This window comes from Variovorax sp. BGA-UO-ETr-C22, from assembly GCF_059567965.1.
In genome coordinates this window covers 342,527-368,066 of the sequence record NZ_JCAQPA010000009.1, presented here as the reverse complement: position 1 = coordinate 368,066, position 25,540 = coordinate 342,527, and the positions used below count along the sequence as shown (strand labels likewise).

The 25,540-nt window shown below is 69.2% G+C and carries 26 protein-coding genes; 16 read left to right on the top strand and 10 right to left on the bottom strand.

Going from position 1 to position 25,540, the window contains the following annotated elements; all coding sequences use genetic code 11:
* Entirely contained in the window at nt 1-1,278 is a 1,278-nt protein-coding gene (locus tag AC57B8_RS11315; RefSeq protein ID WP_496479650.1) for a DEAD/DEAH box helicase, read from the bottom strand.
* Nucleotides 1,279-1,325: 47 nt separating this feature from the next.
* On the opposite strand from AC57B8_RS11315, the gene AC57B8_RS11310 reads away from it, so the two are divergent.
* The 5 genes from AC57B8_RS11310 (at nt 1,326) to AC57B8_RS11290 (ending at nt 4,798) form a co-directional block, all read left to right on the top strand.
* Complete coding sequence (locus AC57B8_RS11310; RefSeq protein WP_496479649.1) at nt 1,326-1,706, top strand: translation initiation factor Sui1; 381 nt, start codon at nt 1,326-1,328, stop codon at nt 1,704-1,706.
* Nucleotides 1,707-1,713: 7 nt separating this feature from the next.
* Entirely contained in the window at nt 1,714-1,950 is a 237-nt protein-coding gene (locus AC57B8_RS11305; RefSeq protein WP_496479648.1) for a DUF3820 family protein, read from the top strand.
* 182 nt (nt 1,951-2,132) lie between these two features.
* Nucleotides 2,133-2,540, top strand: coding sequence for an RNA-binding regulator (gene rbp, locus AC57B8_RS11300; RefSeq protein ID WP_095950733.1), 408 nt, complete (start codon nt 2,133-2,135; stop codon nt 2,538-2,540).
* Nucleotides 2,541-2,784: 244 nt separating this feature from the next.
* Nucleotides 2,785-3,273, top strand: a complete 489-nt coding sequence (locus tag AC57B8_RS11295) for a tripartite tricarboxylate transporter TctB family protein (RefSeq protein ID WP_070063464.1) — start codon at nt 2,785-2,787, stop codon at nt 3,271-3,273.
* A gap of 13 nt (nt 3,274-3,286) precedes the next feature.
* Nucleotides 3,287-4,798, top strand: coding sequence for a tripartite tricarboxylate transporter permease (locus tag AC57B8_RS11290; protein WP_062472774.1), 1,512 nt, complete (start codon nt 3,287-3,289; stop codon nt 4,796-4,798).
* 133 nt (nt 4,799-4,931) lie between these two features.
* Here the strand turns inward: AC57B8_RS11290 and AC57B8_RS11285 are convergent, their stop codons facing one another.
* A complete protein-coding gene (locus AC57B8_RS11285) occupies nt 4,932-5,690 on the bottom strand; it encodes a sulfite exporter TauE/SafE family protein (protein ID WP_070063465.1) in 759 nt (252 codons plus the stop codon).
* Between the two features lie 419 nt (nt 5,691-6,109).
* On the opposite strand from AC57B8_RS11285, the gene AC57B8_RS11280 reads away from it, so the two are divergent.
* On the top strand, nt 6,110-7,348 hold the full coding sequence (locus AC57B8_RS11280) for an ammonium transporter (RefSeq protein ID WP_062472770.1): 1,239 nt from the start codon (nt 6,110-6,112) through the stop codon (nt 7,346-7,348).
* A gap of 20 nt (nt 7,349-7,368) precedes the next feature.
* Nucleotides 7,369-7,671 (top strand): hypothetical protein, encoded by a 303-nt coding sequence (locus AC57B8_RS11275; RefSeq protein ID WP_082818034.1) that lies wholly within the window; start codon nt 7,369-7,371, stop codon nt 7,669-7,671.
* A 7-nt stretch (nt 7,672-7,678) separates the two neighbouring features.
* Here the strand turns inward: AC57B8_RS11275 and AC57B8_RS11270 are convergent, their stop codons facing one another.
* The 4 genes from AC57B8_RS11270 to amaB form a co-directional block, all read right to left on the bottom strand.
* Complete coding sequence (locus AC57B8_RS11270; RefSeq protein WP_496479647.1) at nt 7,679-9,352, bottom strand: thiamine pyrophosphate-binding protein; 1,674 nt, start codon at nt 9,350-9,352, stop codon at nt 7,679-7,681.
* Between the two features lie 29 nt (nt 9,353-9,381).
* Entirely contained in the window at nt 9,382-10,599 is a 1,218-nt protein-coding gene (locus AC57B8_RS11265) for a pyridoxal phosphate-dependent aminotransferase (RefSeq protein WP_496479646.1), read from the bottom strand.
* A complete protein-coding gene (locus tag AC57B8_RS11260; protein WP_496479645.1) occupies nt 10,596-11,504 on the bottom strand; it encodes an amino acid ABC transporter substrate-binding protein in 909 nt (302 codons plus the stop codon). The genes AC57B8_RS11265 and AC57B8_RS11260 overlap by 4 nt, the downstream gene beginning before the upstream one ends.
* A 100-nt stretch (nt 11,505-11,604) precedes the next feature.
* Nucleotides 11,605-13,143: an L-piperidine-6-carboxylate dehydrogenase gene (gene amaB / locus AC57B8_RS11255; RefSeq protein WP_496479644.1), complete on the bottom strand. Its 1,539-nt coding sequence runs from the start codon at nt 13,141-13,143 to the stop codon at nt 11,605-11,607.
* Between the two features lie 181 nt (nt 13,144-13,324).
* Between amaB and AC57B8_RS11250 the strand changes: the two genes are divergently transcribed.
* Nucleotides 13,325-13,600, top strand: coding sequence for a GIY-YIG nuclease family protein (locus AC57B8_RS11250; RefSeq protein ID WP_496479643.1), 276 nt, complete (start codon nt 13,325-13,327; stop codon nt 13,598-13,600).
* 301 nt (nt 13,601-13,901) lie between these two features.
* Here AC57B8_RS11250 and AC57B8_RS11245 read toward each other — a convergent pair whose 3' ends face one another.
* Nucleotides 13,902-15,536, bottom strand: coding sequence for a GMC family oxidoreductase (locus tag AC57B8_RS11245; protein ID WP_496479642.1), 1,635 nt, complete (start codon nt 15,534-15,536; stop codon nt 13,902-13,904).
* A gap of 70 nt (nt 15,537-15,606) precedes the next feature.
* A complete protein-coding gene (locus tag AC57B8_RS11240; protein WP_496479641.1) occupies nt 15,607-17,124 on the bottom strand; it encodes a CoA-acylating methylmalonate-semialdehyde dehydrogenase in 1,518 nt (505 codons plus the stop codon).
* Nucleotides 17,125-17,210: 86 nt separating this feature from the next.
* Between AC57B8_RS11240 and AC57B8_RS11235 the strand changes: the two genes are divergently transcribed.
* The 7 genes from AC57B8_RS11235 (at nt 17,211) to AC57B8_RS11205 (ending at nt 22,745) form a co-directional block, all read left to right on the top strand.
* Complete coding sequence (locus tag AC57B8_RS11235; RefSeq protein WP_070063473.1) at nt 17,211-18,119, top strand: LysR family transcriptional regulator; 909 nt, start codon at nt 17,211-17,213, stop codon at nt 18,117-18,119.
* Between the two features lie 133 nt (nt 18,120-18,252).
* On the top strand, nt 18,253-19,425 hold the full coding sequence (locus tag AC57B8_RS11230; protein WP_496479640.1) for an MlaE family ABC transporter permease: 1,173 nt from the start codon (nt 18,253-18,255) through the stop codon (nt 19,423-19,425).
* Entirely contained in the window at nt 19,422-20,276 is an 855-nt protein-coding gene (locus AC57B8_RS11225) for an ABC transporter ATP-binding protein (protein WP_496479639.1), read from the top strand. The genes AC57B8_RS11230 and AC57B8_RS11225 overlap by 4 nt, the downstream gene beginning before the upstream one ends.
* An 8-nt stretch (nt 20,277-20,284) precedes the next feature.
* The gene (locus AC57B8_RS11220) at nt 20,285-21,241 is read left to right on the top strand and encodes an MlaD family protein (protein WP_159278852.1); all 957 of its coding nucleotides are present in this window, start codon (nt 20,285-20,287) and stop codon (nt 21,239-21,241) included.
* 23 nt (nt 21,242-21,264) lie between these two features.
* The gene (locus AC57B8_RS11215; protein ID WP_235926907.1) at nt 21,265-21,954 is read left to right on the top strand and encodes an ABC-type transport auxiliary lipoprotein family protein; all 690 of its coding nucleotides are present in this window, start codon (nt 21,265-21,267) and stop codon (nt 21,952-21,954) included.
* Nucleotides 21,955-22,009: 55 nt separating this feature from the next.
* Nucleotides 22,010-22,231: a hypothetical protein gene (locus AC57B8_RS11210; RefSeq protein WP_070063477.1), complete on the top strand. Its 222-nt coding sequence runs from the start codon at nt 22,010-22,012 to the stop codon at nt 22,229-22,231.
* A gap of 19 nt (nt 22,232-22,250) precedes the next feature.
* Complete coding sequence (locus AC57B8_RS11205; RefSeq protein ID WP_496479638.1) at nt 22,251-22,745, top strand: GFA family protein; 495 nt, start codon at nt 22,251-22,253, stop codon at nt 22,743-22,745.
* A 4-nt stretch (nt 22,746-22,749) separates the two neighbouring features.
* On the opposite strand, the gene AC57B8_RS11200 is transcribed toward AC57B8_RS11205, so the two are convergent.
* Complete coding sequence (locus AC57B8_RS11200; RefSeq protein ID WP_496479637.1) at nt 22,750-23,529, bottom strand: SIR2 family NAD-dependent protein deacylase; 780 nt, start codon at nt 23,527-23,529, stop codon at nt 22,750-22,752.
* Complete coding sequence (locus tag AC57B8_RS11195) at nt 23,526-24,389, bottom strand: IclR family transcriptional regulator (RefSeq protein WP_062472735.1); 864 nt, start codon at nt 24,387-24,389, stop codon at nt 23,526-23,528. The genes AC57B8_RS11200 and AC57B8_RS11195 overlap by 4 nt, the downstream gene beginning before the upstream one ends.
* A gap of 149 nt (nt 24,390-24,538) precedes the next feature.
* On the opposite strand from AC57B8_RS11195, the gene AC57B8_RS11190 reads away from it, so the two are divergent.
* Nucleotides 24,539-25,498: an MBL fold metallo-hydrolase gene (locus AC57B8_RS11190; protein ID WP_159278856.1), complete on the top strand. Its 960-nt coding sequence runs from the start codon at nt 24,539-24,541 to the stop codon at nt 25,496-25,498.
* Nucleotides 25,499-25,540 lie beyond the last annotated feature (42 nt).

Genomic DNA, 25,540 nt, shown 5'->3' with positions numbered 1-25,540 from the left:
TCAGTCCGCGTCTTCCCCTCCGCCCGCCTGTGCGGCCAGCGCGGCCGCCGCGCGCAGCTTGTCCTTCTTGCTCGGCCGCGCGCCCTTGATGCCGCCGTTGCCCGAGGTGTCGACCACCACCGGCGCCGTCTCGATCGGCTCGAAGCCCGCGATGCGCTCGCGCGGCACGCGCTGGCCCTGGCGCTTCTCGATCAGGCGGAAGTGCGCCTCGGTGGCCGGGCTCACGAAGCTGATCGCCAGCCCGCTCGCGCCCGCGCGGCCGGTGCGGCCGATGCGGTGGATGTAGTCGGTGGGCGAACGCGGCAGGTCGTAGTTGATGACCACGGGCAGCTGCGCGATGTCCAGGCCGCGCGCCGCCAGGTCGGTGGCGATCACCACGTCCCAGCGGCTCTGCTTGAACTGCGCCAGGATGTCGCGGCGCGTGCCCTGGGCGATGTCGCCGTGGAAGGGCACGGCGTAGATGCCGTTGCGGTACAGCTTCTCGGCCACGGTCTGTGCGGCGTGCTGCGTGGCGACGAACACCAGCACGCGGTCCCAGGTGCCTTCGTTGTCCTTCAGCAGCTGGCGCAGCAGCTGGGTGCGGCGGGCGGCGTCGACCTCGATGGCGCGCTGCACGATGTCGGGCCGGGTGCCGGGCTCGCCCTGCACGTCGACCAGGGCCGGGTCGTGCAGCATGTCGTCGGCCAGCGCCTGGATGGCGATCGGGAAGGTGGCCGAAAAGAGCAGGTTCTGGCGCCGCGCCGGCAGCAGCGCCAGGATGCGCTGCAGCTCCTCGGCAAAGCCCAGGTCGAACAGGCGGTCGGCCTCGTCGAGCACGAGCGTCGACACGGCGTCGAGCGCGAGCGCGTTGTGTTCGACCAGGTCGAGCAGCCGGCCGGGCGTGGCGACCACGATGTCGGCGCCGCCGCGCAGCCGCATCATCTGCGGGTTGATCGAGATGCCGCCGACCGCGACGACGATCTTCAGGCGCTCGGGCAGGTGCCGGGCGAAATCTTCCAGCGTCTCGCCGACCTGGGCCGCGAGTTCGCGCGTGGGCACGAGCACCAGCGCGCGCAGCCGGCGCGACGCCGACGAGGCGGGTTCGGCGGCCAGGCGCTGCAGCAGCGGCAGGGAGAATGCGGCCGTCTTGCCGGAGCCGGTCTGTGCCGAGCCCCGCAGGTCGCGGCCCTGCAAAATGGCAGGGATGGCCGCCGCCTGGATGGCGGTCGGCGCGGCAAAGCCGCTCGCGGCGGCCGCTTGCGCGAGCGCGGGGGTCAGGCCCAGGGTATCGAATGGCATGGAACGGGCACCGGGAAAAGAGAGAGATCGAAAGAAAGACGGATCGAATGGGAACGATGAAGAACAGCCGCACCGGCAGCACGCTGGTGTACTCCACCGAGGCGGGCGGGCGCATGTGCCCCGACTGCGGCGCCCCGATGGCGCAATGCCGCTGCAAGGAATTCGCGAAGGCCCGCACGGCGGCCACGGACGGCATTGTCCGCGTATCGCACGAGACCAAGGGCCGAAAGGGCAAGGGCGTGACCGTGGTCAAGGGCCTGCCGCTCGGCGCGGCGGCGCTGGCGGCCGTGGGCAAGCAGCTGAAAGCGGCCTGCGGCACGGGCGGTACGGTGAAGGATGGCACCGTGGAGATCCAGGGCGATCACCGCGAGGTCGTCATCGCCGCCCTCGTGAAGCAGGGCCACACGGTCAAGCGCGCAGGCGGCTGAAGCACGCATGAACCCCGAAGACCTGCAGCGCCTGGTGACGCTCGAAATGCCTTTTGGCAAGCACAAGGGCACGCTGATTGCCGATTTGCCCGGAAATTACCTGACCTGGTTTGCGCGCGAGGGTTTTCCCGCGGGAAAAATTGGCCGGCTGCTCGCTTTGATGCATGAAATAGACCACAACGGCCTGTCCGACCTCCTGAAACCGTTGCGAAACCGCCCGTCGGGTCGGAATGTTTCTCGATAACACAAGATTTCCCCCCTTTTTTCGGAAATCGGGCCGGATAATCCGGCTCACGTGTCTGCGAGCTTCGGCTCCCGTGCACGTAATTTGGTGATCGGTCAGTTTCGCGCCACAGCGCATTAGTTTGTTGTGATTCTGGGACTCCATCGCTTTGTGTTTTTTTGGTTTGAATTAGGAGTCCCTCCATGGGCAAGAAACTTTACGTGGGCAACCTCGCCTACTCCGTGCGTGACAACGACCTGGAACAGGCTTTCGGCGAGTTCGGCTCGATCGTCAGCGCCAAGGTCATGATGGAACGTGACACCGGCCGTTCGAAGGGCTTCGGCTTCGTCGAAATGGGCACGGACGCTGAAGCACTCGCAGCTGTCGAAGGCATGAACGGCGCATCGCTGCAGGGCCGCGCCCTGACGGTGAACGAAGCCCGTCCGATGGAAGCACGTCCCCCCCGCACCGGCGGTGGTGGCGGCTACGGCGGTGGTGGCGGCGGCGGCTACGGTGGTGGCGGCGGCGGCGGTTACGGCGGCGGCGGTGGCGGCCGTAGCGGTGGCGGCGGTGGTTACGGCGGCGGCGGCGGTGGCCGCGGCGGCTACTAAGCCCTCCCCCACACACTCATGAGCGCCTCGGCGCTCTGAATGAATGAAAAGCTCCTTCGGGAGCTTTTTTCGTTTCTGGCCCTACAACCCACCCGCCCCCTTCGGGGAACAGCGACACGAAGTGCGCGAAGCCTGGGGGAGAGCCCGTACTTTCCCTGTAAGCATTTGTCCGTACCGCGCTGGTCAGCCGACGGTCAGCCGCTGGCGACGACCCTCGTCCCTTCGAAAACAGAGGGTCGAGACAATGAAAATCAAGAGACAGGCGGACTTCTTCTCAGGAGTCATGTTCGCCGCCGTCGGTGGCGCGTTCGCCATCGGCGCCACCACCTACACCATCGGCGACGGCGCCCGCATGGGGCCGGGGTACTTTCCGCTGATGCTGGGCATCCTGCTGGCGCTGCTGGGGGCGCTGATCATGTTCCAGGCCATGGTGGTCGAGAGCGCCGACGGCGACAAGATCGGCAAATGGGCCTGGAAGCCGCTGGCCTTCGTGCTCGGCGCCAACCTGGCCTTCGGCGTGCTGCTGGGTGGCCTGCCCAGCGTCGGGCTGCCGGCGATGGGCATGATCATCGCGATCTACGCGCTGACGATCATCTCGAGCATGGCCGGCGAGCACTTCAAGCTGCGCGACGTGCTGGTGCTCTCCACCATCCTGGCGGCCGGCAGCTATGTGGCCTTCATCTGGGCGCTCAAGCTGCAGATCCAGGTCTGGCCCACGTTCATTTCGGGTTGAGGAGCACACCGCCATGGAACTGTTCCACAACCTGGCGACCGGCTTCGGCGTCGCCTTCACCTTCACCAACCTGCTGTACTGCCTGGTCGGTTGCATCCTGGGCACGCTGATCGGCGTGCTGCCCGGAATCGGCCCGGTCGCGACGATCGCGATGCTGCTGCCCGCCACCTATGCGCTGCCGCCCGTGTCGGCGCTGATCATGCTGGCCGGCATCTACTACGGCGCCCAGTACGGCGGCTCGACCACGGCCATCCTGGTGAACCTGCCCGGGGAGTCGTCCTCGGTGGTCACCTGCATCGACGGCTACCAGATGGCAAGGCAGGGCCGCGCAGGCCCCGCGCTGGCCGCGGCCGGCCTGGGCTCTTTCTTCGCGGGCTGCGTCGGCACCTTGATCCTGGCCGCCTTCGCGCCGCCGCTGACCGAGCTGGCCTTCAAGTTCGGCCCGGCCGAGTACTTCTCGCTGATGGTGCTGGGCCTGATCGGCGCGGTGGTGCTGGCCTCGGGCTCGCTGCTCAAGGCGGTGGCGATGATCGTGCTGGGCCTGCTGCTGGGCATCGTGGGCACCGACGTGAACTCGGGCGTCGCGCGCTTCAGCTTCGACATCCCCGAGCTCACCGACGGCATCGGCTTCGTGGTGATCGCCATGGGCGTGTTCGGCTACGGCGAAATCATCGGCAACCTCTCGCAGCCCGACGACGAGCGCGAGGTGTTCACGCACAAGGTCAAGGGCCTGTGGCCCACCAAGGACGACTTCAAGCGCATGACACCCGCCGTGCTGCGCGGCACGGCGCTGGGCTCGGCCCTGGGCATCCTGCCCGGCGGCGGCGCGCTGCTGGCGGCCTTCGCGGCCTATGCGCTGGAGAAGAAGATCAAGATGCGCCCCGGCGAAGTGCCCTTCGGCAAGGGCAACATCCGCGGCGTGGCCTCGCCCGAGTCGGCCAACAACGCCGGCGCGCAGACCTCCTTCATTCCGCTCTTGACGCTGGGCATTCCGCCCAACGCCGTGATGGCGCTGATGGTGGGCGCGATGACCATCCACAACATCCAGCCCGGCCCGCAGGTGATGACCAGCAACCCGGAGCTCTTCTGGGGCCTGATCGCCTCGATGTGGATCGGCAACGCGATGCTGATCATCCTGAACCTGCCGCTCATCGGCATGTGGATCAAGCTGCTGACGGTGCCCTACAAGTTCCTGTTCCCCGCCATCGTGCTGTTCTGCGCGATCGGCGTGTACTCGACCAACAACAACACCTTCGACGTGTGGATGGTGGCGATCTTCGGCTTCATCGGCTACCTGTTCCTGAAGCTGCGCACCGAGCCGGCCCCGCTGCTGCTGGGCTTCATCCTCGGGCCGATGATGGAAGAGAACCTGCGGCGCGCGCTGCTGCTGTCGCGCGGGGCGTGGAGCGTGTTCGTGACGCGGCCGCTGTCGGCAGGGCTGCTGATTGCCGCAGCCTTGCTGCTGGCCATCGTGCTGCTGCCGGCAATCAAGGCGAAGCGCGAAGAAGCCTTCGTTGAGGATTGAGCTGGAGGCTCCTTCCAGGAACACCGCGGAACCGGCTTTGCCGGGCCGCTGGTGTTGCCCCCGGTAGGGGGTTGGCGAAGCGACACGAAGTGCGCGAAGACTGGGGGCGAGCCTGTTGCTCCAGGGGTTTTTTTTATTTCAGGAACGCGTCATAGGCGGTTTTCAGGATCAGCGCACTCACCACCACGATGAACACGATCCGCACGAAGCCCGCCCCGTGCTTCAGCGCCACGCGCGTGCCGACCAGGCTGCCGGCCACGTTGGCCACCGCCATCACCAGCCCGTAGTGCCACCAGACGTGGCCCTTGGCGGCCAGCAGGATCAGCGCGGCGGCGTTGGTCAGCGTGTTGATGACCTTGGCCGAGGCCGAGGCGTTGAGGAAGTCGTAGCCCATCCAGCGCACGAACAGGAACACCAGGAAGCTGCCCGTGCCCGGCCCGAAAAAGCCGTCGTAGAAGCCGATGGTCAGGCCGATGGTGCTGGCCGCCAGCGTCTCGGCGCGGCCGCTGAAGCGCGGTGCGTGCAGCCGGCCCATGTCCTTGCGTGCCAGCGTGTAGACCAGCACGCCCAGCAGGATGACCGGCAGCGCCCGGCGCAGGAAGTCGCCCGGGAAGACCGTGACGGTCCAGGCGCCGAGCATCGAGCCGCCGAAACCCAGCAGCGCGGCCGGCCACATCGCGCCCCAGCGCATCTGCACCCGCTGGCTGAACTGGGCCGCCGAGGCCGCCGTGCCCCAGATGGACGCGCTCTTGTTGGTGCCCAGCAGCGTGGCGGGCGGCGCGCCCGGAAACACCGCAAAGAGGGCCGGCACCAGGATCAACCCGCCGCCGCCCACGATCGCATCGATAAAACCCGCGAGCAGTGAGGCGCCCGTGACCACCAGCATTTCCATGCGGGCGATTGTCTCACCGGAATCGCTATCGAAACGATAGCTGTGGTGGCCGGTGCCGGCTGGCCAGGAGGCTTGTTTGGCTTGGAGGAAAGCGCCCGCGTCCGCGCTGCGAAGAGGCAAAAAAAAGCGCCGACCAGCGGCGCTTTTCAAATATCAGACAGGCATCTCGTACGGAGCCTTTGAAGAATGTTCTTGTTGATCGATCGGAAGCTTGTCTCCTCGGACCCTCGGCAGTACGAGCAGGGCCCGTCGCGAGTGCGCAGATTGTGCAAGCGCGCACCCGCCCGGTGCATTAGGAATTACCCGCTTCGTGTTACTTCGACCTCCCGGTTGGGAAACCAAAGTGTTTCAGTCAGTTAACAAGATGGCATGACTCGTGCACACAGGCCTCTTGTCCACCACTCCAAGAAGAAACGGTCATGGCCCTGCTGGCACCCCAAGCCTCCCTGAACGCGGCCGACACCGCCTGGATGATGACCTCGACCGCGCTGGTGCTGCTGATGACGCTGCCCGGCATCGCGCTCTTCTATGCCGGCATGGTGCGACGCAAGAACGTGCTGGCCACCATGGCCGGGGTGGTGGCGATCGCCGCGGTGGTCTCGCTGACCTGGTTCGCGCTCGGCTACTCGCTGGCCTTCACCCCCGGCTGGCCCTGGCTGGGCAAGCTCTCGCGCATCGGTTTTTCAGGTTTCGAGTACCTGAAGGAGGCCGGCCAGGTGGCCGTGAGCCACGTGGCGCCGAACGTGCCGGAATCGGTCTACGCCATGTTCCAGCTGAGCTTCGCGATCATCACCACCGCGCTGGTGCTCGGCGCTTTTGTCGAGCGCATGCGCTTCTCGGCGCTGCTGTGGTTCGCGCTGCTGTGGAGCGTGCTCGTGTACGCACCGGTCGCGCACTGGGTGTGGGAGCCGGGCGGCTGGCTCGCGCAGATGGGCGCGCTCGACTTCGCGGGCGGCTCGGTGGTGCACGTCAACGCGGGCATCGCGGGGCTGGTGTGCGCCTATGCGCTCGGGCCGCGCCGGGGCTACGGGCGCGAGGCCTTCGAGCCCTACAGCCTGGCGCTCACCATGACGGGCGCGGGCCTGCTGTGGGTCGGCTGGTTCGGCTTCAATGCCGGCTCGGCGGTGGCGGCCGACGGGCGCGCCGGCCTGGCGATGCTGGTGACGCACATCGCGGCGGCGGCCGGCGCCATGAGCTGGATGATCGGCGAATGGATCGTGCGCCGCAGCCCCTCGCTCTTGGGCCTGTGCTCCGGCCTCGTGGCCGGGCTGGTGGCGATCACGCCGGCGGCCGGCTTCGTCACGCCGCTGTCGGCGCTGGCCATCGGCGCCATCGCCGGGCTGGCCTGCTACTGGGGCGCCACGGGCCTGAAGCACCTGCTCGGTGCGGACGACTCGCTCGACGTGTTCGGCGTGCACGGCATCGGCGGCATCGTGGGCGCGCTGCTCACGGGCGTGTTCGCCGACCCGCGCATCTCGGGCGCGGCGGGCAATGTGCTGACGCAGGCGATCGCGGTCGCCAGTGTGGCGATCTACAGCGCGGCGGGCACAGCCATCGTCTTGTTCCTCGTGCATGTGCTGGTCGGATTGCGCGTCGACCCCGAGAGCGAACTCGTGGGCCTCGATCTTGCTCAACACAAAGAACACCTGGGAGCCTGATTCAAAGACGGAGACCCGCCATGCCCTCCATGTCCGAAAGCGAACGCATCGCCCTCGCCGCCCGCCTGCACGTGGCGCTGCGGCGCAAGCACGGGCGCGTGACCGACACCGAATGGATGGCCACCAATGCCGAGTACGCCGCCGAGATCGTGCGCATGACGCGCCAGCACGCCGCCGAAACCAAGGACGACGAACTCGACCAACTCGCCACGCGGCTGGAGCAGGCCATGGAACCGCTGGCCCGCGCCGCGCGGCTGGCGGCGCGCCAGCCCGACGGCCTGCCGCCCACGCCGCCGCCGCGCTACGTCGGCGGGCTGCGCTGACGACGCCTCAGTTCGCGGCCAGCGCCGCCTTGCGGATCGACGCCAGCGTGCTCGCGGGCGTGATCGCCTCCGGGTCCAGCAGGCAATGCAGGATCGCCGGCTTGCCGCTGGCACGCGCACGCGCGAGTGCCGGGCCGAATTCCTCCGTCGTGGTCACGCGTTCGCCGTGGCCGCCGAACACCTCGGCGTAGCCGCGGAAGTCGGGGTTCTTCAGCTGCGTGGCGCTGATGCGGCCGGGGTAGTGCTTTTCCTGGTGCATGCGGATCGTGCCGTACATGCCGTTGTCCAGCAGCACCACGAGGATCGGCAGGCCGTACTGCACGGCGGTGGCGAACTCCTGGCCGTGCATCATGAAATCGCCGTCGCCCGCGAACACGACCACCTCGCGTTCGGGCCACAGCCGCTTGGCGCCGACGCCGGCCGGCAGGCCGTAGCCCATCGAGCCGCTGGTCGGCGCGAGCTGGCTCGCGAACGCGCGGAACGGCCAGAAGCGGTGCACCCAGGTCGCGAAGTTGCCCGCGCCGTTGCAGAAGATGGTGTCGGCGGGCAGCACCTCGCGCAGGTGCTGCATGACCTCGCCCATCTGCAGCGGGCCGGGAATGCGGACCGCGGCCGGGTCGCTCCAGCGCAGGAAGTCTTCGCGCGCGGTCTTCGTCTCGGCCTGCCACACGGGCGGTGATGCGGGACGCAGCGTGGACACCGCTTCGGCGAACGCCTGCGGCGTGGCGTGGATGCCCTGTGTCGGGCGGTAGAGCTTGCCGAGCTCGTCGGCATCGGCGTGCACATGGACCAGCGCCTGCTTCGGCTGCGGAATCGCGAACAGCTCATAGCCTTGCGACGGCACTTCCGACAGGCGCCCGCCGACCAGCAGCACCAGGTCCGCATCGCGGATGCGCGCCAGCATGCGCGGGTTCGCGCCGAGCCCCAGGTCGCCCGCGTAGCAGGGGTGCTCGGCGGACATCAGCATCTGGCGGCGGAACGAGCAGTACACGGGCAGCGAATACGCCTCGGCGAACTGCGCGAACTGCTGCGTCGCGGCTTCGGACCAGCGGCTGCCGCCCAGGATGACGACCGGCCGCTGCGCCTGCGACAGGCGCTGCTGCAGCTCGGCGATCTGCACCGCGCCCGGATGCGTTTCGGTGACGGCGTACGGCAGCGCATCGGCTACCACGGCGGCTTCGGTCAACATGTCTTCGGGCAGCGCGATCACCACCGGCCCAGGCCGGCCCGAGGTCGCGACATGGAAGGCGCGCGACACCAGCTCGGGCACGCGCGCCGGGTCGTCGATCTGCACGACCCACTTGGCCATCGTGCCGAAAACCGCGCCGTAGTCCAGCTCTTGGAAGGCCTCGCGGCCCATCGCGTCGCGCGCGACCTGGCCGACGAACAGCAGGAGCGGCGTCGAGTCCTGGTGCGCGATGTGCACGCCCGCCGCCGCGTTGGTGGCGCCGGGGCCGCGCGTGACGAAGCAGATGCCGGGCTGGCCCGTGAGCTTGCCCTGCGCCTCGGCCATCATCGCCGCGCCGCCTTCCTGCCGGCACACCGTCACGTCGATCGATGCGTCGTGCAGCGCGTCGAGCACGGCCAGGAAGCTTTCGCCGGGCACGCAGAAGAGCTGCCGGACGCCGTGGGTGATGAGCTGGTCGACCAGGATCTGGCCGCCGGTGCGGGAGGAAGTCATGAGGGTTCCAGTGGAATGAAGAGGAAAGGTCAGGAAAGCGCGGCGCAGGCGGCGGCGATGCGCGCGCACGCCTCTTCGAGCTGCGCCATCGACGTCGCATACGAGATGCGGAAATACGGCGCGAGCCCGAACACGCTGCCCGGCACCACCGCCACCTCGAATTCCTGCAGCAGGTAGCGGCAGAAGTCGCTGTCGGTCTGCAGCAGCGCGCCGCTGGCGGTGCGCTTGCCGAGCACGCCGGCGCAGCTTGCGAAGGTGTAGAAGGCGCCCTCGGGCACGCGGCAATGCAGGCCCGGCGTGCGGTTGAGCGCGGCCACGACGAAGTCGCGGCGCTGTTGAAAGGATGCGCAGCGCTCGGCCACGATGCCCTGCGGGCCGGTGAGCGCCTCGATCGCCGCGGCCTGGCTCACCGACGACGGGCACGAGGTCGACTGGCTCTGCACCACGGCCATCGCGGCGATCAGCGGGCGCGGTCCTGCGCCGTAGCCGACGCGCCAGCCGGTCATCGCGTAAGCCTTCGACACGCCGTTCACCGTCAACGTGCGTTCGCGCAAGCGCGGCTCCACCGCCACCGGCGTTGCGAACGCGAGGCCGTCGTAGAGGATGTGTTCGTAGATGTCGTCCGCCAGCACCCAGACGTGGGGGTGATCGAGCAGCACGTCGGTGATCGGCTTCAGTTGGGCCGCGCTGTAGGCCGCGCCGCTCGGGTTCGACGGCGAGTTGAGAAACAGCCAGCGCGTGCGCGGCGTGATGACCGCCTGCAGCTGCGTCGCGGTCAGGCGAAAGCCGTTCTCCTCACCGCACGCCACCGACACCGGCACGCCGCCGCAGATCTGCACGATGTCGGCGTACGAGGTCCAGTACGGCGCGGGCAGGATCACCTCGTCGCCCGGGTTCAGGCTCGCCATCAGCGCATTGAAGATCACCTGCTTGGCGCCCGCGCTCACGCTGATCTCGTCGAGCGCGAAGTCCAGCGCGTTGTCGCGCTTGAACTTCAGCTGCACCGCCGCCTTCATCGCCGGGCTGCCGTCGAGCACCGTGTAGCGCGTGTCGCCGCGCGCAATGGCCTGAGAGGCCGCATGCCGGATGTTCTCGGGCGTGTCGAAGTCGGGCTCGCCCGCGCCCAGCACGATCACCGGGCGGCCGGCGCGCTTGAGCGCCTGCGCATGATCGGTGATGCGCAGGATCTCCGAGACGTGGATGGCGCGCACGCGTTGCGCCGGCGAGAACACGGCGGCGTCTGTCACTTGGCGTAGGCTTCCAGTGGCTTGTCGTTGGGTTCGAGGATCAGCTGCTTGAGCGCGGGGCTCATCGGCAGATTGAGGCTGGTGTTCTTCGGCGGGATCGCGGCCACGAACCACTTGGTGTAGATCTTCTCGAGCTCGCCGCTCTTCATGAGCTTGCGCAGCGAATCGTCCACCGCCGCCTTGAAGGCCGGGTCGTCCTTGCGGAACAGCAGCGCGATCGGCTCGGAGCCCAGCGCCTCGCCGGTGATGCGGTAGGCCGTGGGGTTCTTCGAGTTCGCGATGATGCCGGCGAGCAGGTTGTCGTCGAGCACGAAGGCATCGGCGCGGCCCGACTCCATGAGGAGGAAGCTCTCCAGGTGGTCCTTGCCGAGCATCGTGTTGTACGAGACGTTCTGTGCGCGCTCGCGCTTGCGCAGCAGCTGCACGGCGGTGGTGCCGGTCGAGGCCGACACGTTACGGCCCGCGAGCTGGTCGAGCGTGGTGATGCCCGAGTCGACCTTGGTCGCCATGCGCACTTCGCTCACGTACGTGGTGAGCGCGAAGGCCACCTGCTGCTGGCGCGCGGTGTTGTTGGTGGTGGGGCCGCAGCCGATGTCCAGCGTGCCGTTCTGCACCAGCGGGATGGTGTTCTGCGCGGTCACGGCCATGTACTCGAGCTTGGCGTTGGGCGTGATGTCCTTCAGCACGCGCTCGCAGAGTTCGACGTGGTAGCCCACGTACTTCTCGCCCGCACCCAGCATGTAGGCCATGGGCGGCGAGGCTTCGCGCACGCCGAGCACGACCTTGCCGCTCGCCTTGATCTTGTCGAGCGTGCCGCCCGTGGGCGCCTGCTGCGCGGTGGCGGTGGTGCCGAAGGCGAGCGCAAGCAGCACGGCGGTGGCGAGGGTCTTCAGTTGCATCTTCATCTTTGCTGTCTCCTGGTGGTTTTTCTGGGGGGATAGGTGCGGCCGCTGCCTGGCCGCTGCGGCGAAATGCCGCGCGGCAGGCACCACGGGCCGGGGTTGTTCAGTCGCCGATGTCGAAGGTCACGCCTTGAGCCAAGGGCAATGCCGTCGAGTAGTTGATGGTGTTGGTCGCGCGGCGCATGTAGGCCTTCCAGCTGTCCGAGCCCGCTTCGCGCCCGCCGCCGGTTTCCTTCTCGCCACCGAAGGCGCCGCCGATCTCGGCGCCGCTCGGGCCGATGTTGACGTTGGCGATGCCGCAGTCCGAACCTGCGCTGGACATGAAGCGCTCGGCCTCGCGCACATTGAGCGTGAAGATCGACGACGACAGGCCCGCGCCGACGGCGTTGTGCCATTCGATGGCTTCGTCGAGCGAGCTGTAGCGCACCACATAGAGGATGGGCGCGAAGGTCTCGCGCAGCACCGGGCCGGCGTGCGACGTCAGTTCGACCAGCGCGGGGCGCACATAGAACGCGTCCTGCGTGCCGATGCCCTCGACGCGCTGGCCGCCGTGCACCGTGGCGCCGGTCTCGCGGCTTTCGTTCAGGGCCTTCTGCATGCCGTCGAAGGCGGCGCGGTCGATCAGCGGACCGACCAGCGTGCCGGCCTCGCGCGGGTCGCCCACCTGCACGTTGCCGTAGACCTTCACGAGCTTGGGCACGAGCTGGTCGTACACGCTCTCGTGCACGAACAGGCGCCGCAGCGTGGTGCAGCGCTGGCCCGCCGTGCCCATGGCCGCGAAGGCGATGCCGCGCAGCGTGAGGTCCAGGTCGGCCGAGGGCGTGACGATGGCGGCGTTGTTGCCGCCCAGTTCGAGGATCGCGCGGGCGAAGCGCGCCGCCAGTTTCGGACCGACCTGCCGGCCCATCGCCGTGGAGCCGGTGGCCGAGAGGATCGGCACGCGGGGGTCGTCCACCAGCACCTCGCCGATGTCGCGCGGGCCCAGCAGCAGGCCGAGCAGGCCTTCGGGCGCGTCGCCGAAGCGTTCGATGGCGCGCTGCGCGATGGCGTGCACGGCCAGCGCGGTGAGCGGTGTTTTCTCGGACGGCTTCCACACCACCGGATCGCCGCACACCAGCGCGAGCGCCGCGTTCCACGACCACACGGCCACGGGAAAGTTGAAGGCAGAGATCACGCCGCACACGCCCAGCGGATGCCAGGTTTCCATCATCCGGTGCTCGGCGCGTTCGGTGGCCAGCGTGAGGCCGTAGAGCTGGCGCGAGAGGCCGACCGCGAAGTCGCAGATGTCGATCATTTCCTGCACCTCGCCCGCGCCCTCGGACGGGATCTTGCCGGCCTCCAGCGTGACGAGGCGGCCCAGGTCGCGCTTGGCGGCACGCAGCTCTTCGCCCAGCAGGCGCACCAGCTCGCCTCGGCGCGGCGCCGGCACCAGGCGCCAGGCCTTGAAGGCCTCGTGGGCGCGGCCGATGGCGCCGGTGGCTTCCACGGCCGTGGTCTGCGGCACCTGCGCGATCACCTCGCCGCTGACCGGCGAGCGCACCGTGAGGTCGCCGCGGGTGTGGGCGGTGCGGGGCACGCCCAGGCGATGCAGCAGTTGGTCAACCTCGGCGGGAAGGGACACGGGGGTCTGGGCTTCTGGCATGGACGCTCCAGGGAGAAGGAAGGACAGAAGAAGAAATGCGACAGCAGGAACGGGCCAATATGTGCGAAACCCGCGCCCTTGCCTAGCGAAAAATTGGAAGGACTTGGTGCGTTTTGCGAACGAACTTCGTGGTGACACCTTCCTTCAACGCACGATAAGCGCCTGCCCGCACAATGCGCGCGTGCCCCGAAAACCGCCCGCCCCCTCGCCGCCCCCACCCTATTGGCTCTACCTGCTGGAATGCGAAGGCGGCGTGTACTACGCGGGCATCGCGCTCGACGTGGAGCAGCGCTTCTTCCAGCATGTCTTCGGACTGGGCGCCAAGTTCACGCGCGCGCGTCCGCCCCAGCGCGTGCTGGCGGCGCGCCAGTACCCCGACAAGGGCGCCGCGCTGCGGGCGGAGATCGCGCTCAAGGCGCTGCCCCGCGCGCGCAAGCTGGCGTTCTTCGAGAGCTAGCCCCCCGCCGCCGGCGACCTGCGCAGCATCACCGGCAGGCACAACAGATAGAGCACGGCGCCGGCCAGCCCTGCGCCGTGGGCTGGAGGAGCAGGCGGCACCGCCCGATGCGGAAATCCGGCAGCAGGCGCTCGATGCCGCCGCGGCCTCGCGCCCGCTGCTGGCCGAGGCCTTCGCCAGCTACCGCAAGGCCGGCCCCGATGCGATGTTCGAGGTCGGCGTGGACCTCATGCTCGAAGGCGCGAAGGCGCGCCTGGCGGCTGACACCCAGCGCAGCGCCAAGCCGCGCCGCTGAGCCGCCTCAGCGGTTGCGGTTGTCTTCCAGGATCCAGCCCGCCGCCTTCTCCGCCATCATCAGCGTCGGGCTGTTGGTGTTGCCGCTCGTGATGGTGGGCATCGCGCCCGCATCGACCACGCGCAGGCCGCGCACGCCGCGCACGCGCAGGCGCGCATCGAGCACCGCCATCGGGTCGCCGTCGGCGCCCATCTTCGTGGTGCCGACCGGATGGAAGATGGTCGTGGCGATGTCGCCGGCCAGCCGCGCGAGGTCGTCGTCGGTCTGGTACTGCACGCCGGGCTTCCACTCCTGCGGCTTGTACTTCGCGAGCGCGGGCTGCTGCGCAATGCGGCGCGTCACGCGCAGCGAATCGGCCGCGACCTTGCGGTCTTCCTCGGTGCTCAGGTAGTTGGGCGCGATGGCGGGCGCGTCTTCGAAACGCGCGCTCTTGATGCGCACCGTGCCCCGGCTCGTCGGGTTCAGGTTGCACACGCTCGCGGTGAAGGCCGGAAAGCTGTGCAGCGGCTCGCCGAAGGCGTCGAGCGACAGCGGCTGCACGTGGTACTGGATGTTGGGCCACGCGCGGTCGGGCGAGCTGCGCGTGAAGGCGCCGAGCTGCGATGGCGCCATGCTCATCGGGCCGCTGCGCTTGAGCAGGTATTCGAGGCCGATCTTCGCCTTGCCGACCAGCGACGAGGCCAGCACGTTGAGCGTGGGCGCGCCTTCGATCTTGTAGACCGCGCGGATCTGCAGGTGGTCCTGCAGGTTGGCGCCGACGCCGGGCGCGTCCAGCGCCACCTCGATGCCGTGCTGGCGCAGCAGATCGGCCGGGCCGACGCCCGACAGCTGCAGGATCTGCGGCGAGCCGATGGCACCCGCGCTGAGGATCACTTCGCACTCGGCGTGCGCCGTGGTCATCTCGGTGCCGTCCCACACCTGCGCCCCGGTGCAGCGTTTCGTGCCGTCGGGCAGCGTCTCGAACAGCAGGCGCGACACCTGCGCGCCGGTCCACAGTTCGAAGTTGGGGCGGCCGTAGCAGGTGGGCCGCAGGAAGGCCTTGGCGGTGTTCCAGCGCCAGCCGTTCTTCTGGTTGACCTGGAAGTAGCCCACGCCTTCGTTGCTGCCGCGGTTGAAGTCGGCGGTGTGCGGCACGCCGGCCTGCACGGCCGCATCGGCGAACGCATCGAGGATGTCCCAGCGCAGCCGCTGTTTCTCGACGCGCCATTCGCCGCCCGCGCCGTGCATCTCGTCGGCGCCGAGGTAGAAGTCTTCGTGCTTGCGAAAGGCCGGCAGCACGTTTTCCCAGCGCCAGCCCTCGTCGCCCGTGAGTTCAGCCCAGTGCTCGTAGTCGCGCGACTGGCCGCGCATGTAGATCATGCCGTTGATGCTGGAGCAGCCGCCCAGCGTCTTGCCGCGCGGATAGCGCAGCGTGCGGCCGTTCAGGCCCGCGTCGGGCTCGGTGTTGTAGAGCCAGTCGGTGCGCGGGTTGCCGATGCAATACAGGTAGCCCACCGGAATGTGGATCCAGTGGTAGTCGTCCTTGCGGCCGGCCTCGATGAGCAGCACGCGCTTGGTCTTGTCGGCGCTCAGGCGGTTGGCGATGAGCGAGCCGGCGGTGCCGGCGCCGATGATGATGTAGTCGAAGGTGGTGTCGCTCATGGCGGCTGGCTTTTGTCTCTCGTTGTTCTTCGGATGCGAAGCGCCGCGCGTGCGGCGCCCCCTTTTACCTTTACTTCGCCGTGGGCATCACGAACTCTGCGCCCTTGCCGATGCTCTCGGGCCAGCGCTGCATGATCGACTTCTGCTTCGTATAGAAGCGCACGCCCTCTTCGCCATACGCGTGCATGTCGCCGAACAGGCTCTTCTTCCAGCCGCCGAAGCCGTGCCAGGCCATCGGCACCGGGATCGGCACGTTGATGCCGACCATGCCGACCTGGATGCGGCGGCCGAACTCGCGCGCCACGTTGCCGTCGCGCGTGAAGCAGCTCACGCCGTTGCCGAACTCGTGCGCGTTGATGAGGTCGACGGCTTCCTTGAAGGTCGCGACGCGCAGGCAGCCCAGCACGGGGCCGAAGATTTCTTCCTTGTAGATGCGCATCTCGGGCGTGACGTGGTCGAACAGCGTGCCGCCCATCCAGAAGCCGTCGCCGCAACCTTCGCCAGCCTTGTTGCCGTCGAAGCTGCGGCCGTCGACCAGCAGCTTCGCGCCTTCCTTCTCGCCCTGCGCGATGTAGCCGGTGATGCGCTCGTGCGCGGCGCGCGTGACGATCGGGCCCATCTCGGCCGCGAGGTTCTCGCCATCGAGCACCTTCAGCGTCTTCGTGCGCTCGATGAGCTTGGGCAGCAGCCGGTCGGCCACGTCGCCCACCAGCACCGCGACGCTGATCGCCATGCAGCGCTCGCCGGCCGAGCCGTAGCCGGCGCCGATCAGCGCGTCCACGGCCTGGTCGATGTCGGCGTCGGGCATGACGACCATGTGGTTCTTCGCGCCGCCCAGCGCCTGCACGCGCTTGCCGTGGCGTGCGCCGGTCTCGTAGATGTAGTTGGCAATGGGCGTGGAGCCCACGAAGCTCACGGCCTTGACGTCGGGGTGCTCCAGCAGCGCGTCGACCGCGGCCTTGTCGCCCTGCACCACGTTGAACACGCCGTCGGGCAGGCCGGCCTTCTTGAGCAGCTCGGCCATCAGCAGCGACGGGCTCGGGTCGGTCGGGCTGGGCTTGAGCACGAAGGTGTTGCCCGCGGCAATGGCCACCGGGAACATCCACATCGGCACCATCACCGGGAAGTTGAAGGGCGTGATGCCGGCCACCACACCCAGCGGCTGGCGCAGCGTCCAGTTGTCGATGCCGGTGCTCACCTGGTCGGTGAAGTCGCCCTTGAGCAGCTGCGGAATGCCGCAGGCGAACTCGACGATGTCGATGCCGCGGCTCACTTCGCCCTGCGCGTCGGTGAAGACCTTGCCGTGCTCGGCGGTGATGAGGTGGGCGAGCTCGTCCTTGTGCTGGTTGAGCAGCTCCAGGAACTTGAACATCACGCGCGCCCGGCGGATCGGCGGCGTGTCGGCCCAGGCCGGGAACGCGGCTTGGGCAGCGGCCACGGCGGCCCCCACCTGCGCGGCGTCGGCCAGGCCGACCTTGCCGGTGACGGCGCCGGTGGCGGGGTTGGTCACGTCCTGCGTGCGGCCGGAGGTGTTGGCGGCGGGGGCGCCGGCGATGTGGTGATCGATATTTCGGGTGCTGATGGACATGTGCGGGTCTCCTGAAGGCAATTTGGCCCAATCCACAAAGAGAAAGCCAATGAATTCGCGTCGAAGGCGCTATAAATCAGTCTTATATGACTACGTCATCGATGGACCTCCAGATTCTGCGCGCCTTCATCCTGGCGGCGCGCGAGGGCAACGTCTCGCGCGCCGCCGAGAAGCTGCACCTGACGCAGCCTGCGGTGAGCCTGCAGCTCAAGCGTTTCGCGGAAGAAACCGGGCTGGTGCTGTTCACCCGCACGCCCCACGGGCTGGCGCTCACGGCCGACGGCGCGGCCATGCTGCCGCAGGCCGAGCGCGTGCTGGCAGCCGTGGGCGACCTGCAGCAGGCCGCGCGCAACCTGCAGGTCACGGTGCGCGGGGCGCTGCGCATCGGCACCATCCTCGACCCCGAGTTCACGCGGCTGGGCGTGTTCCTGCGCGAGCTGGTCGAGGCCGCGCCGCAGATCGAGACCGAGCTGCGCCACGGCATGAGCGGCAGCGTGCTGGCGCAGGTGCTGCGCGGCGAGCTCGACGTGGGCTTTCACCTCGACCCCGGCGATGAATCCGACGACGCCGCGCCGGCGCCGCTCGCGGTGCGCACCCTCACCCGCTTCAGCTACCGCGTGGTCGCGCCGGCCGGCTGGGGCCCGCAGGTGCTGGGGCGCGACTGGAAGGCGCTGGCCGCCCTGCCCTGGCTGGCCACGCCACCCGAGTCGGCGCACCACCGTTTGCTGGAACGCGTGTTCGGCCCGCTCGGCCTGGCGCCCCGGCGCGTGGCGCTGGTCGACCAGGAGGCCTCGATGCTCGACCTGCTGAAGTCGGGCGTGGGCCTGAGCCTGGTGCGCGACTCGATCGCCATCCGCGAAAGCCAGGCCCACGGCCTCGTGCTGGCCGACCGCGTGCGGCTGGATTGCGCGCTGCGTTTCGTCTCGCTGGCCGCGCGGCGCGACGAGCCCGTGATCGCCAGCGCCTGGGATGCGCTGGCCCGGGCCTGGAGCTGAAGATTGGCTGAAAAAAACGGCGTCTGGCCCTACGCAAACGAAGGGCCAGACGCACACAAGCCCCGGATGCACGCGGTTACGATGCGCGCTCTCGCTTGGACCTTTGTTTACGTTTTGTCCCGCACCTTTGCCCATGTCGCCCACCCCGTCGCCCGCTGACGCCCCCGCCACCGACGACGCCTTCGCGCCGCCGCGCGCGCAGACGCAGGACGTGGACGGCCGCACCTGGGCCGTGGCCAGCGGTTGCTGGACCACGCTGGCGATGTCGACGCGCCCGGCCTGGGAGGCGTTGGCCAGGGACCTCGCGGCGCTGCCGCCCGCGGACGACCGGGCCTGGGACCTGCGCCCCATCGGCCAGCTCGACCACATCGGCGCCCAGCTGCTGTGGGAGCACTGGCGCCAGGCCTGGCCGGCCACGATCGAGCTGTCGCCGCAGCACCAGGCGGTGCTCGACCAGGTGGCGAAGTTCACGGTGGCCACGCCCGACGAGCCGCCCAAATCGCTGAGCGACCGGCTGCACGCACTGGCCCACCACGGCCCGCGCGCGATGGTCGTGCTGCACGACTTCGTGGGCCTCATCGGCCAGCTCGCGCTCGACCTGTGCACGCTGGCGCGCGCGCCGCACCGCGCGCCGTGGCGCGACTTCTCGGGCCACCTCTATCAGTTCGGCGCCACGGCGCTGCACATCACGGCGCTGGTCGGCCTCTTGATCGGCGTGGTGCTGGCGTACCTGATCTCCCAGCAGCTGCGCAACTACGGCGCCGAGGCCTTCGTGGTGAACATCCTCGGGCTGTCGCTGATCCGCGAGCTCGGGCCGGTGCTGGCCGCCGTGCTGATCGCGGGCCGCTCGGGCTCGGCGATCACGGCGCAGATCGGCGTGATGCGCGTCACCGAAGAGCTCGACGCGATGCGCGTGATGGGCATCCCGCACGGCTTCCGTCTCGTGATGCCGCGCGTGCTGGCGCTGGCCATCGCGATGCCGCTGATCAGCCTGTGGACCTCGATGGCGGCGCTGGCCGGCGGCATGCTCGCGGCCGATGCGGCGCTGGGCATCTCGCCGTCGTATTTCCTGTCGGCCTTGCCGCGCGCGGTGCCCATCTCCAACCTCTGGCTGGCCCTGGCGAAGTCGGCGGTGTTCGGCGTGCTGATCGCGCTGATCGGCTGCTACTTCGGCATGAAGGTCAAGCCCAACACCGAGAGCCTGGGGCGCGGCACCACGTCGTCGGTCGTGACCTCGATCACCGCCGTGATCCTGGTCGATGCGCTCTTCGCAGTGCTCTTCAAGGGCATAGGATTCCGCGGATGAACGCCGCCGTGACGTCCCCGTCGAACACCGTGGTCGACATCCGCAAGCTCTGGACCGTGTTCAAGAGCCCCGATGGCGAACAGGTGGTGCACCGCGACCTCGACCTGCACCTTGACCGCGGCGAGGTGCTGTCGCTGGTCGGCGGCTCGGGCACCGGCAAGACGGTGCTGCTGCGCCAGATCCTCGGGCTGCAGAAGCCCACGAAGGGCGCGGTCGAGGTGCTGGGCCGGGCGCCGGGCGAACTCAGCGCGGCCGGCGCGGCCAACGTGGGCATGCTGTTCCAGCACGGGGCGCTGTTCTCGGCCTTCAGCGTGCTGGAGAACATCGCCTTCCCGCTGCGCGAACTCAAGCTGCTGCCCGACGAGCTGATCCGCAACGCCGCACTCGTGAAGCTGCAGATGGTGGGGCTGGAGCCGCAGCATGCGAACAAGAGCCCGTCGGACCTGTCGGGCGGCATGATCAAGCGCGTGGCGCTGGCGCGCGCGCTCATCATGGACCCGCCGCTGCTGCTGCTCGACGAACCCACGGCCGGCCTCGACCCCGAGGCCTCCGACAGTTTCTGCGACCTGCTGCGCGGCCTGCACCGCGAGCTGGGCCTGACGGTCGTGATGGTCACGCACGACCTGGACACCCTGTTCGACCTGAGCACCCGCATCGCGGTGCTGGCCGACCAGAAGGTGATCGTGAGCGGCACGGCGCGCGAAGTCATCGCCTACCCGCATCCCTTCATCCACGAATACTTTCTCGGCGGGCGCGGCCAGCGCGCCCTGGAGGCGCTGCACGACAAGCCCGCCGCCGGCAAACAACCATCCGCGCCGCGGCCCGAGGCCGCGCGCGCTGACGAAAGGTAGGTCCCCTCATGGAAAACAAGGCCCATGCCCTCGCCGCCGGCGCCTTCGTGCTCGGCCTGATCGCCGCGCTCGTCGCGCTGGTGGTCTGGTTCACGCGCGACAACACCGTGCGCAACGTGTACGAACTCTCCACCCGCGACGCCGTGAGCGGCCTGCAGCCGCAGGCCCAGGTGCGCTACCGCGGCATCTCGGTCGGCAAGGTGACCTCGATCGACTTCGACCCAAAAACCAAGGGCAACGTGCGCGTGCGCATCACGGTCGACGAGCGCGTGCCGCTCACCACCTCCAGCTTCGCCACGCTGAGCTACCAGGGCGTGACCGGCCTGGCCTTCATCGCGCTGGACGACGAGGGCGAATCGACCGTCGCGCTCAAGCCGAACAACGACAACCCGCCGCGCATTCCGCTCAAGCCCTCGATGCTCGCGAAGCTGCAGGACCGCGGCGAGGAAATCATCGACCAGGTGGAAGAAGTGACCAAGCGCGCCAACGCGCTGCTGGCCGACGCCAACCAGAAGCGCGTGGCCGACGCGCTGGAGAACATCGCGGCCGCCTCGGCCAGCGCCAACACGCTGCTCAAGCAGCTCGACAACACCGTCAAGACCGGCCTGAACCCGACGCTGGCCGCCATGCCCGAGACGCTGTCGACGGTGAAGAAGGCGGCCGGCGACGTCTCGCGCGTGGCCAACAATTTCAACTCGACCGTGGGCAAGCTCAACGCACCCGACGGCCCGGTCGAGCGCCTGAGCGAGGGCACCAAGGCGTTGGCGCAGGCGGTCGATTCGTTCAACGCCGCCACCCTGCCGCGCGTGAACCGCGTGGCCGACGACACCGCCCACGCGGTGCGCCGCCTGGGCCGCGCGGCCGACAGCATCAACGACAACCCGCAATCGCTGCTGTTCGGCAACGGCGGCGCGGCCGCGGGCCCGGGCGAGCCCGGCTTCGTTGCGCCCGCCGCACGCCACTGACCGGGAGCAGACACACCATGCGCATGAAGAACACCCTCCCCGCCCTCGCCAGCCTCGGCTGCGTGCTGCTGGTCGCCGGCTGCGGCATGCTGCCCGACAAGCCGGCGCGCGCCACGCTGTACGACTTCGGCCCCGGTCTTTCGGCCGCCGCACCTGCCGCCGCTGCCGCGCCGGCCACCGCGCTGCCGGCGCTGTCCCTCGCGGAGTTCGACAGCAACACGCGCCTGGACGGCACGCAGATCCTGTACCGCCTGGGCTACGCCGACGCCAACGAGCTGCGCCCCTACGGCCAGTCGCGCTGGAGCCTGCCGCCCGCGCAGCTGCTGCGCCAGCGGCTGCGCGACACGCTGGCCGAGCGCCGCACCGTGCTCGGCCCCGAAGAAAGCGCGACGCTCGCGCGCACCGAGGGCATCGTGCCCGACACGCTGCGCATCTCGCTCGACGAGTTCAGCCACTACTTCGATGCGCCCGCCAGCAGCACGGGCCTGGTGCGCCTGCGCGCCACGCTGGTCCGCACCGCCACCGGCGGCGACCGCGTGATGGGCCAGCGGACCTTCACCGTGCGCCGCCCCGCCGCCAGCGCCGACGCGCCCGGCGGCGTGAAGGCGCTCATCGCGGCGAGCGACGCGGCCATGGCCGAGGTCGTGCAATGGGTCGACCAGTTGCAGCAGCAGGAGCCGCCGCAGCCGCGCACGGCCGCGCCGCGGCGCTGAACGGCCGGCGACCTGCTCTCTCTTCCTTCCAACCAACCCTGAGGAGACCCGTCCCATGAACGCAACGCGCATCGTCGGCATCCTGCTGGTCGTGGCCGGCATCGCCGGGCTCGGCCTGGGCGGCTTCAGCTTCACCAAGGAAACGCATCAGGCCAAGCTGGGCCCGCTGGAGTTCTCGGTGAAGGAAAAACAGACCATCAACATCCCGGCCTGGGCCGGCGTGGCGGCGATCGTGGTGGGCGGCGCGCTGGTGCTGCTGGGTGGCAAGAAGGGCTGAGCGCCCGTCGACCACCGCCATGGCCGACGCCTTCGTGCCGCTGGAAGGCGGCTGCACCTGCCGGCAGGTGCGCTACCGCCTGAACGCCCCGCCGCTCTTCGTGCACTGCTGCCACTGCCGCTGGTGCCAGCGCGAGACGGGCTCGTCCTTCGCGCTCAACGCGCTCATCGAACCGGAACACGTGCAGGTGCTGCAGGGCGCGGTCGATCTCGTGCTCACGCCCTCGGCCAGCGGACGCGGCCAGAAATACGCACGCTGCCCGGCCTGCCATGTCGCGCTGTGGAGCCACTACGCCGGCGCCGGCGACGCCGTGAGCTTCATCCGCGTGGGCACGCTCGACACGCCCGACCGGCTGCCGCCGGATCTGCACATCTTCACGATGTCCAAGCAGCCGTGGGTGGTGCTGCCGGCCGGCGCAGCGGCGGTGCACGAGTACTACGACCGCAAGGACTACTGGCCCGCCGAAAGCCTCGCGCGCTGGCGCGTGCTGCGCGAGAAGATGCGGGCCGGCTAGCGCTTCAGTCGCCGGCCATCCCGGCGACCAACTTCGGCAACAGGTCTTCCGACGCCCCCCGCAACACCACCGCCGCCGCATCGTCCAGGTGCGGCAGCGGCTCGATGTTCAGCGTGACCAGCCGCGCCCCCCGTGCCATCGCCAGCTTGGGCAGCTCGGCCGCCGGGTAGACGATGGTGGTGCTGCCGACCACCAGGAACAGGTCGGACTCCTGCGCCGCCACCTGGGCGTCGAGCAGCACGCCGGCGTTCAGCATCTCGCCGAACATGACCACGTCGGGCCGCGCGTGCGAACCGCAGCGCAGGCAGCGGTGGAAGGGCCACGGGCCGCTGCGGTTGCCGCAGTGGTCGCAGCGCCAGCGGCGCAGCGAGCCGTGCAGCTCCAGCACATCCTGGCCGCCGGCCTTGCCGAGCAGGCCGTCGACGTTCTGCGTGATGAGCCGGGTCGCGGGGCGCAGCCGCTGCAGCTGTGCGAGCGCGAGGTGGCCGGGGTTGGGCGATGCGGTCTCGATCAGCGCCAGGCGCTGGGCCCAGAACTTCGTGAAGCCGCCCGGGTCGCGCGCGAGGTCCTCGGCATGCGAGAACTTGAGCGCGTTCTGGCTCATCCACAGGCCGTCGGCGTCGCGGTAGGTCGGGATGCCCGAGGCCTTGGACAGCCCCGCGCCCGAAAAGACCACGATGCGCCGCGCGCCGCGCAGCAGCGCCACGGTGCGGTCAATGCGCAGCGCGAGGTCGTCGGAGGAAGAAGAAGACGTGGAAGACAAGGCGGAAGAAAACAGGGTCATCGATCGGAAACGGAGGGCACCACGGCGCCGGTGGCGCTCGCGCCCAGGCGCTGCGACACCGTGCCCGCGCAGGCCTTGAGCGCGCGCGCGATCTCGCCGTCCCAGGCGGTGTGGAAGATGCCGGCCGGGCCGATGGCGGTCACGGCCAGCACGATGGCGCCGGTGTGGTCGAACACGGGCGCGGCCATGGCGCTCACGCCCTCGATCACCTCGCCGTCGGAGCGGCTGATGCCGTGGTCGCGCACTTCCTGGCACTGGCGCTCGAAGTCGCTCCACGAGGGCAGCGGCTGCACCGGCGGCATGCCGGCCGGCGGCGCGGGCTCGGCGGCGCCCTTGCGCTGCTTCTGGCGCTGGCGCTCGTCCTCGAGCTGCGCGCGCACCACCGCCGGGTCGAGGTAGGCGGCAAACACGCGGCCCGAGGCCGTGTTGGTGAGCGAGAACACCGTGCCGTGGCGCATGTTCACGTGCACCGGCGAGGGCGACTCGGCCGTGCGCACGATGGTCGCGCCGCGCGCGCCCCACACGGCCAGTGCCACGGTGTGGCCGATCTGCTGCGCGAGCTGGCCGATCAGCGGCGTGGCGATGTGCACCGGGTCGGCCTGCTGCAGGCTGATCAGCCCCAGTTGCAAGGCCAGCGGGCCGAGCAGATAGTGGCCGCTGGCGCGGTCCTGCTCGATGAGGCCCAGCCGGCCGAAGCTCACCATGTACGGGTGGGCCTTGGCGGCCGTCATGTCCGCTTCGCGGGCAAGGTCTTTGAGCGCCATCGGGCGGCCGTGGTGCACCAGCGCGCGCAGCAGCTGCCCGCCGACTTCGATGCTCTGGATGCCGCGCTGGGCGCGGTCGGTGTCAGTCGCTGCCATGGCCGCCTTGCCGTCTGGTTGTTCGTTCATGAAGAAGGCATTAGACATGAACTGATCTCGGGCTTACACTCCGCGCATTCGTTATCTGCAAACTCGTTCGCCTTAAACGAATCAGGCGAATCCCAAAACCACCCCACCGGAGACACACGATGAGCCAAGCCAAGAAATTCGCCAGCCAGGCCGACCTGGAAGAAAAGAAGATCACCTTCAGCCAGATCTCGGAGCACGCCTGGGCCTACACGGCCGAGGGCGACCCGAACACCGGGATCATCATCGGCGACGACTGCGTGCTGGTGGCCGACACCCAGGCCACGCCCGCCATGGCCGCCGACGTGGTGCGCCGCATCCGCGAAGTGACCGACAAGCCCATCAAGTACGTGGTGCTCACCCACTACCACGCGGTGCGCGTGCTGGGCGCGGCAGGCTACGGCGCCGAACACATCCTGGCCAGCCAGGACACGCGCGACCTGATCGTGGAGCGCGGCGAGGAAGACAAGGCCAGCGAAATCGGCCGCTTCCCGCGCCTGTTCCAGAACGTCGAGACCGTGCCCCCGGGCCTGACCTGGCCCACCATGACCTTCACCGGCAAGATGACGCTGTGGCTGGGCAAGCTCGAAGTGCAGCTGCTGCAGCTGGGCCGCGGCCACACCAAGGGCGACACGGTCGTCTGGCTGCCGCAGGAGCGCGCGCTGCTGTCGGGCGACCTGGTCGAGTTCGGCGCCACGCCGTACGCGGGCGACGCCTACTTCCAGGACTGGCCGCAGACGCTGGACAACATCGCCGCCCTGAAGCCCCTGGCCCTGGTGCCGGGCCGCGGCGCCGCGCTGACCACGCCCGAAGCCGTGGCCGAGGGCCTGAACGGCACGCGCGCCTTCATCTCCGACGTGTACGCCAGCGTGCAGGAAGGCGTGAAGGCCGGGCGCGACCTGAACGCGGTCTACAAGGAAACCTACGCGAAGCTGCAGCCCAAGTACAAGCAGTGGGTCATCTTCGACCACTGCATGCCCTTCGACGTGAGCCGCGCCTACGACGAGGCCTCGGGCCACGCCGACCCGCGCGTGTGGACGGCCCAGCGCGACATCGACATGTGGAAGGCCCTGGAAGGCTGATCGCGCCGCGACCTTCCCCCGCGCGGGGAAGGCGACGGAAAC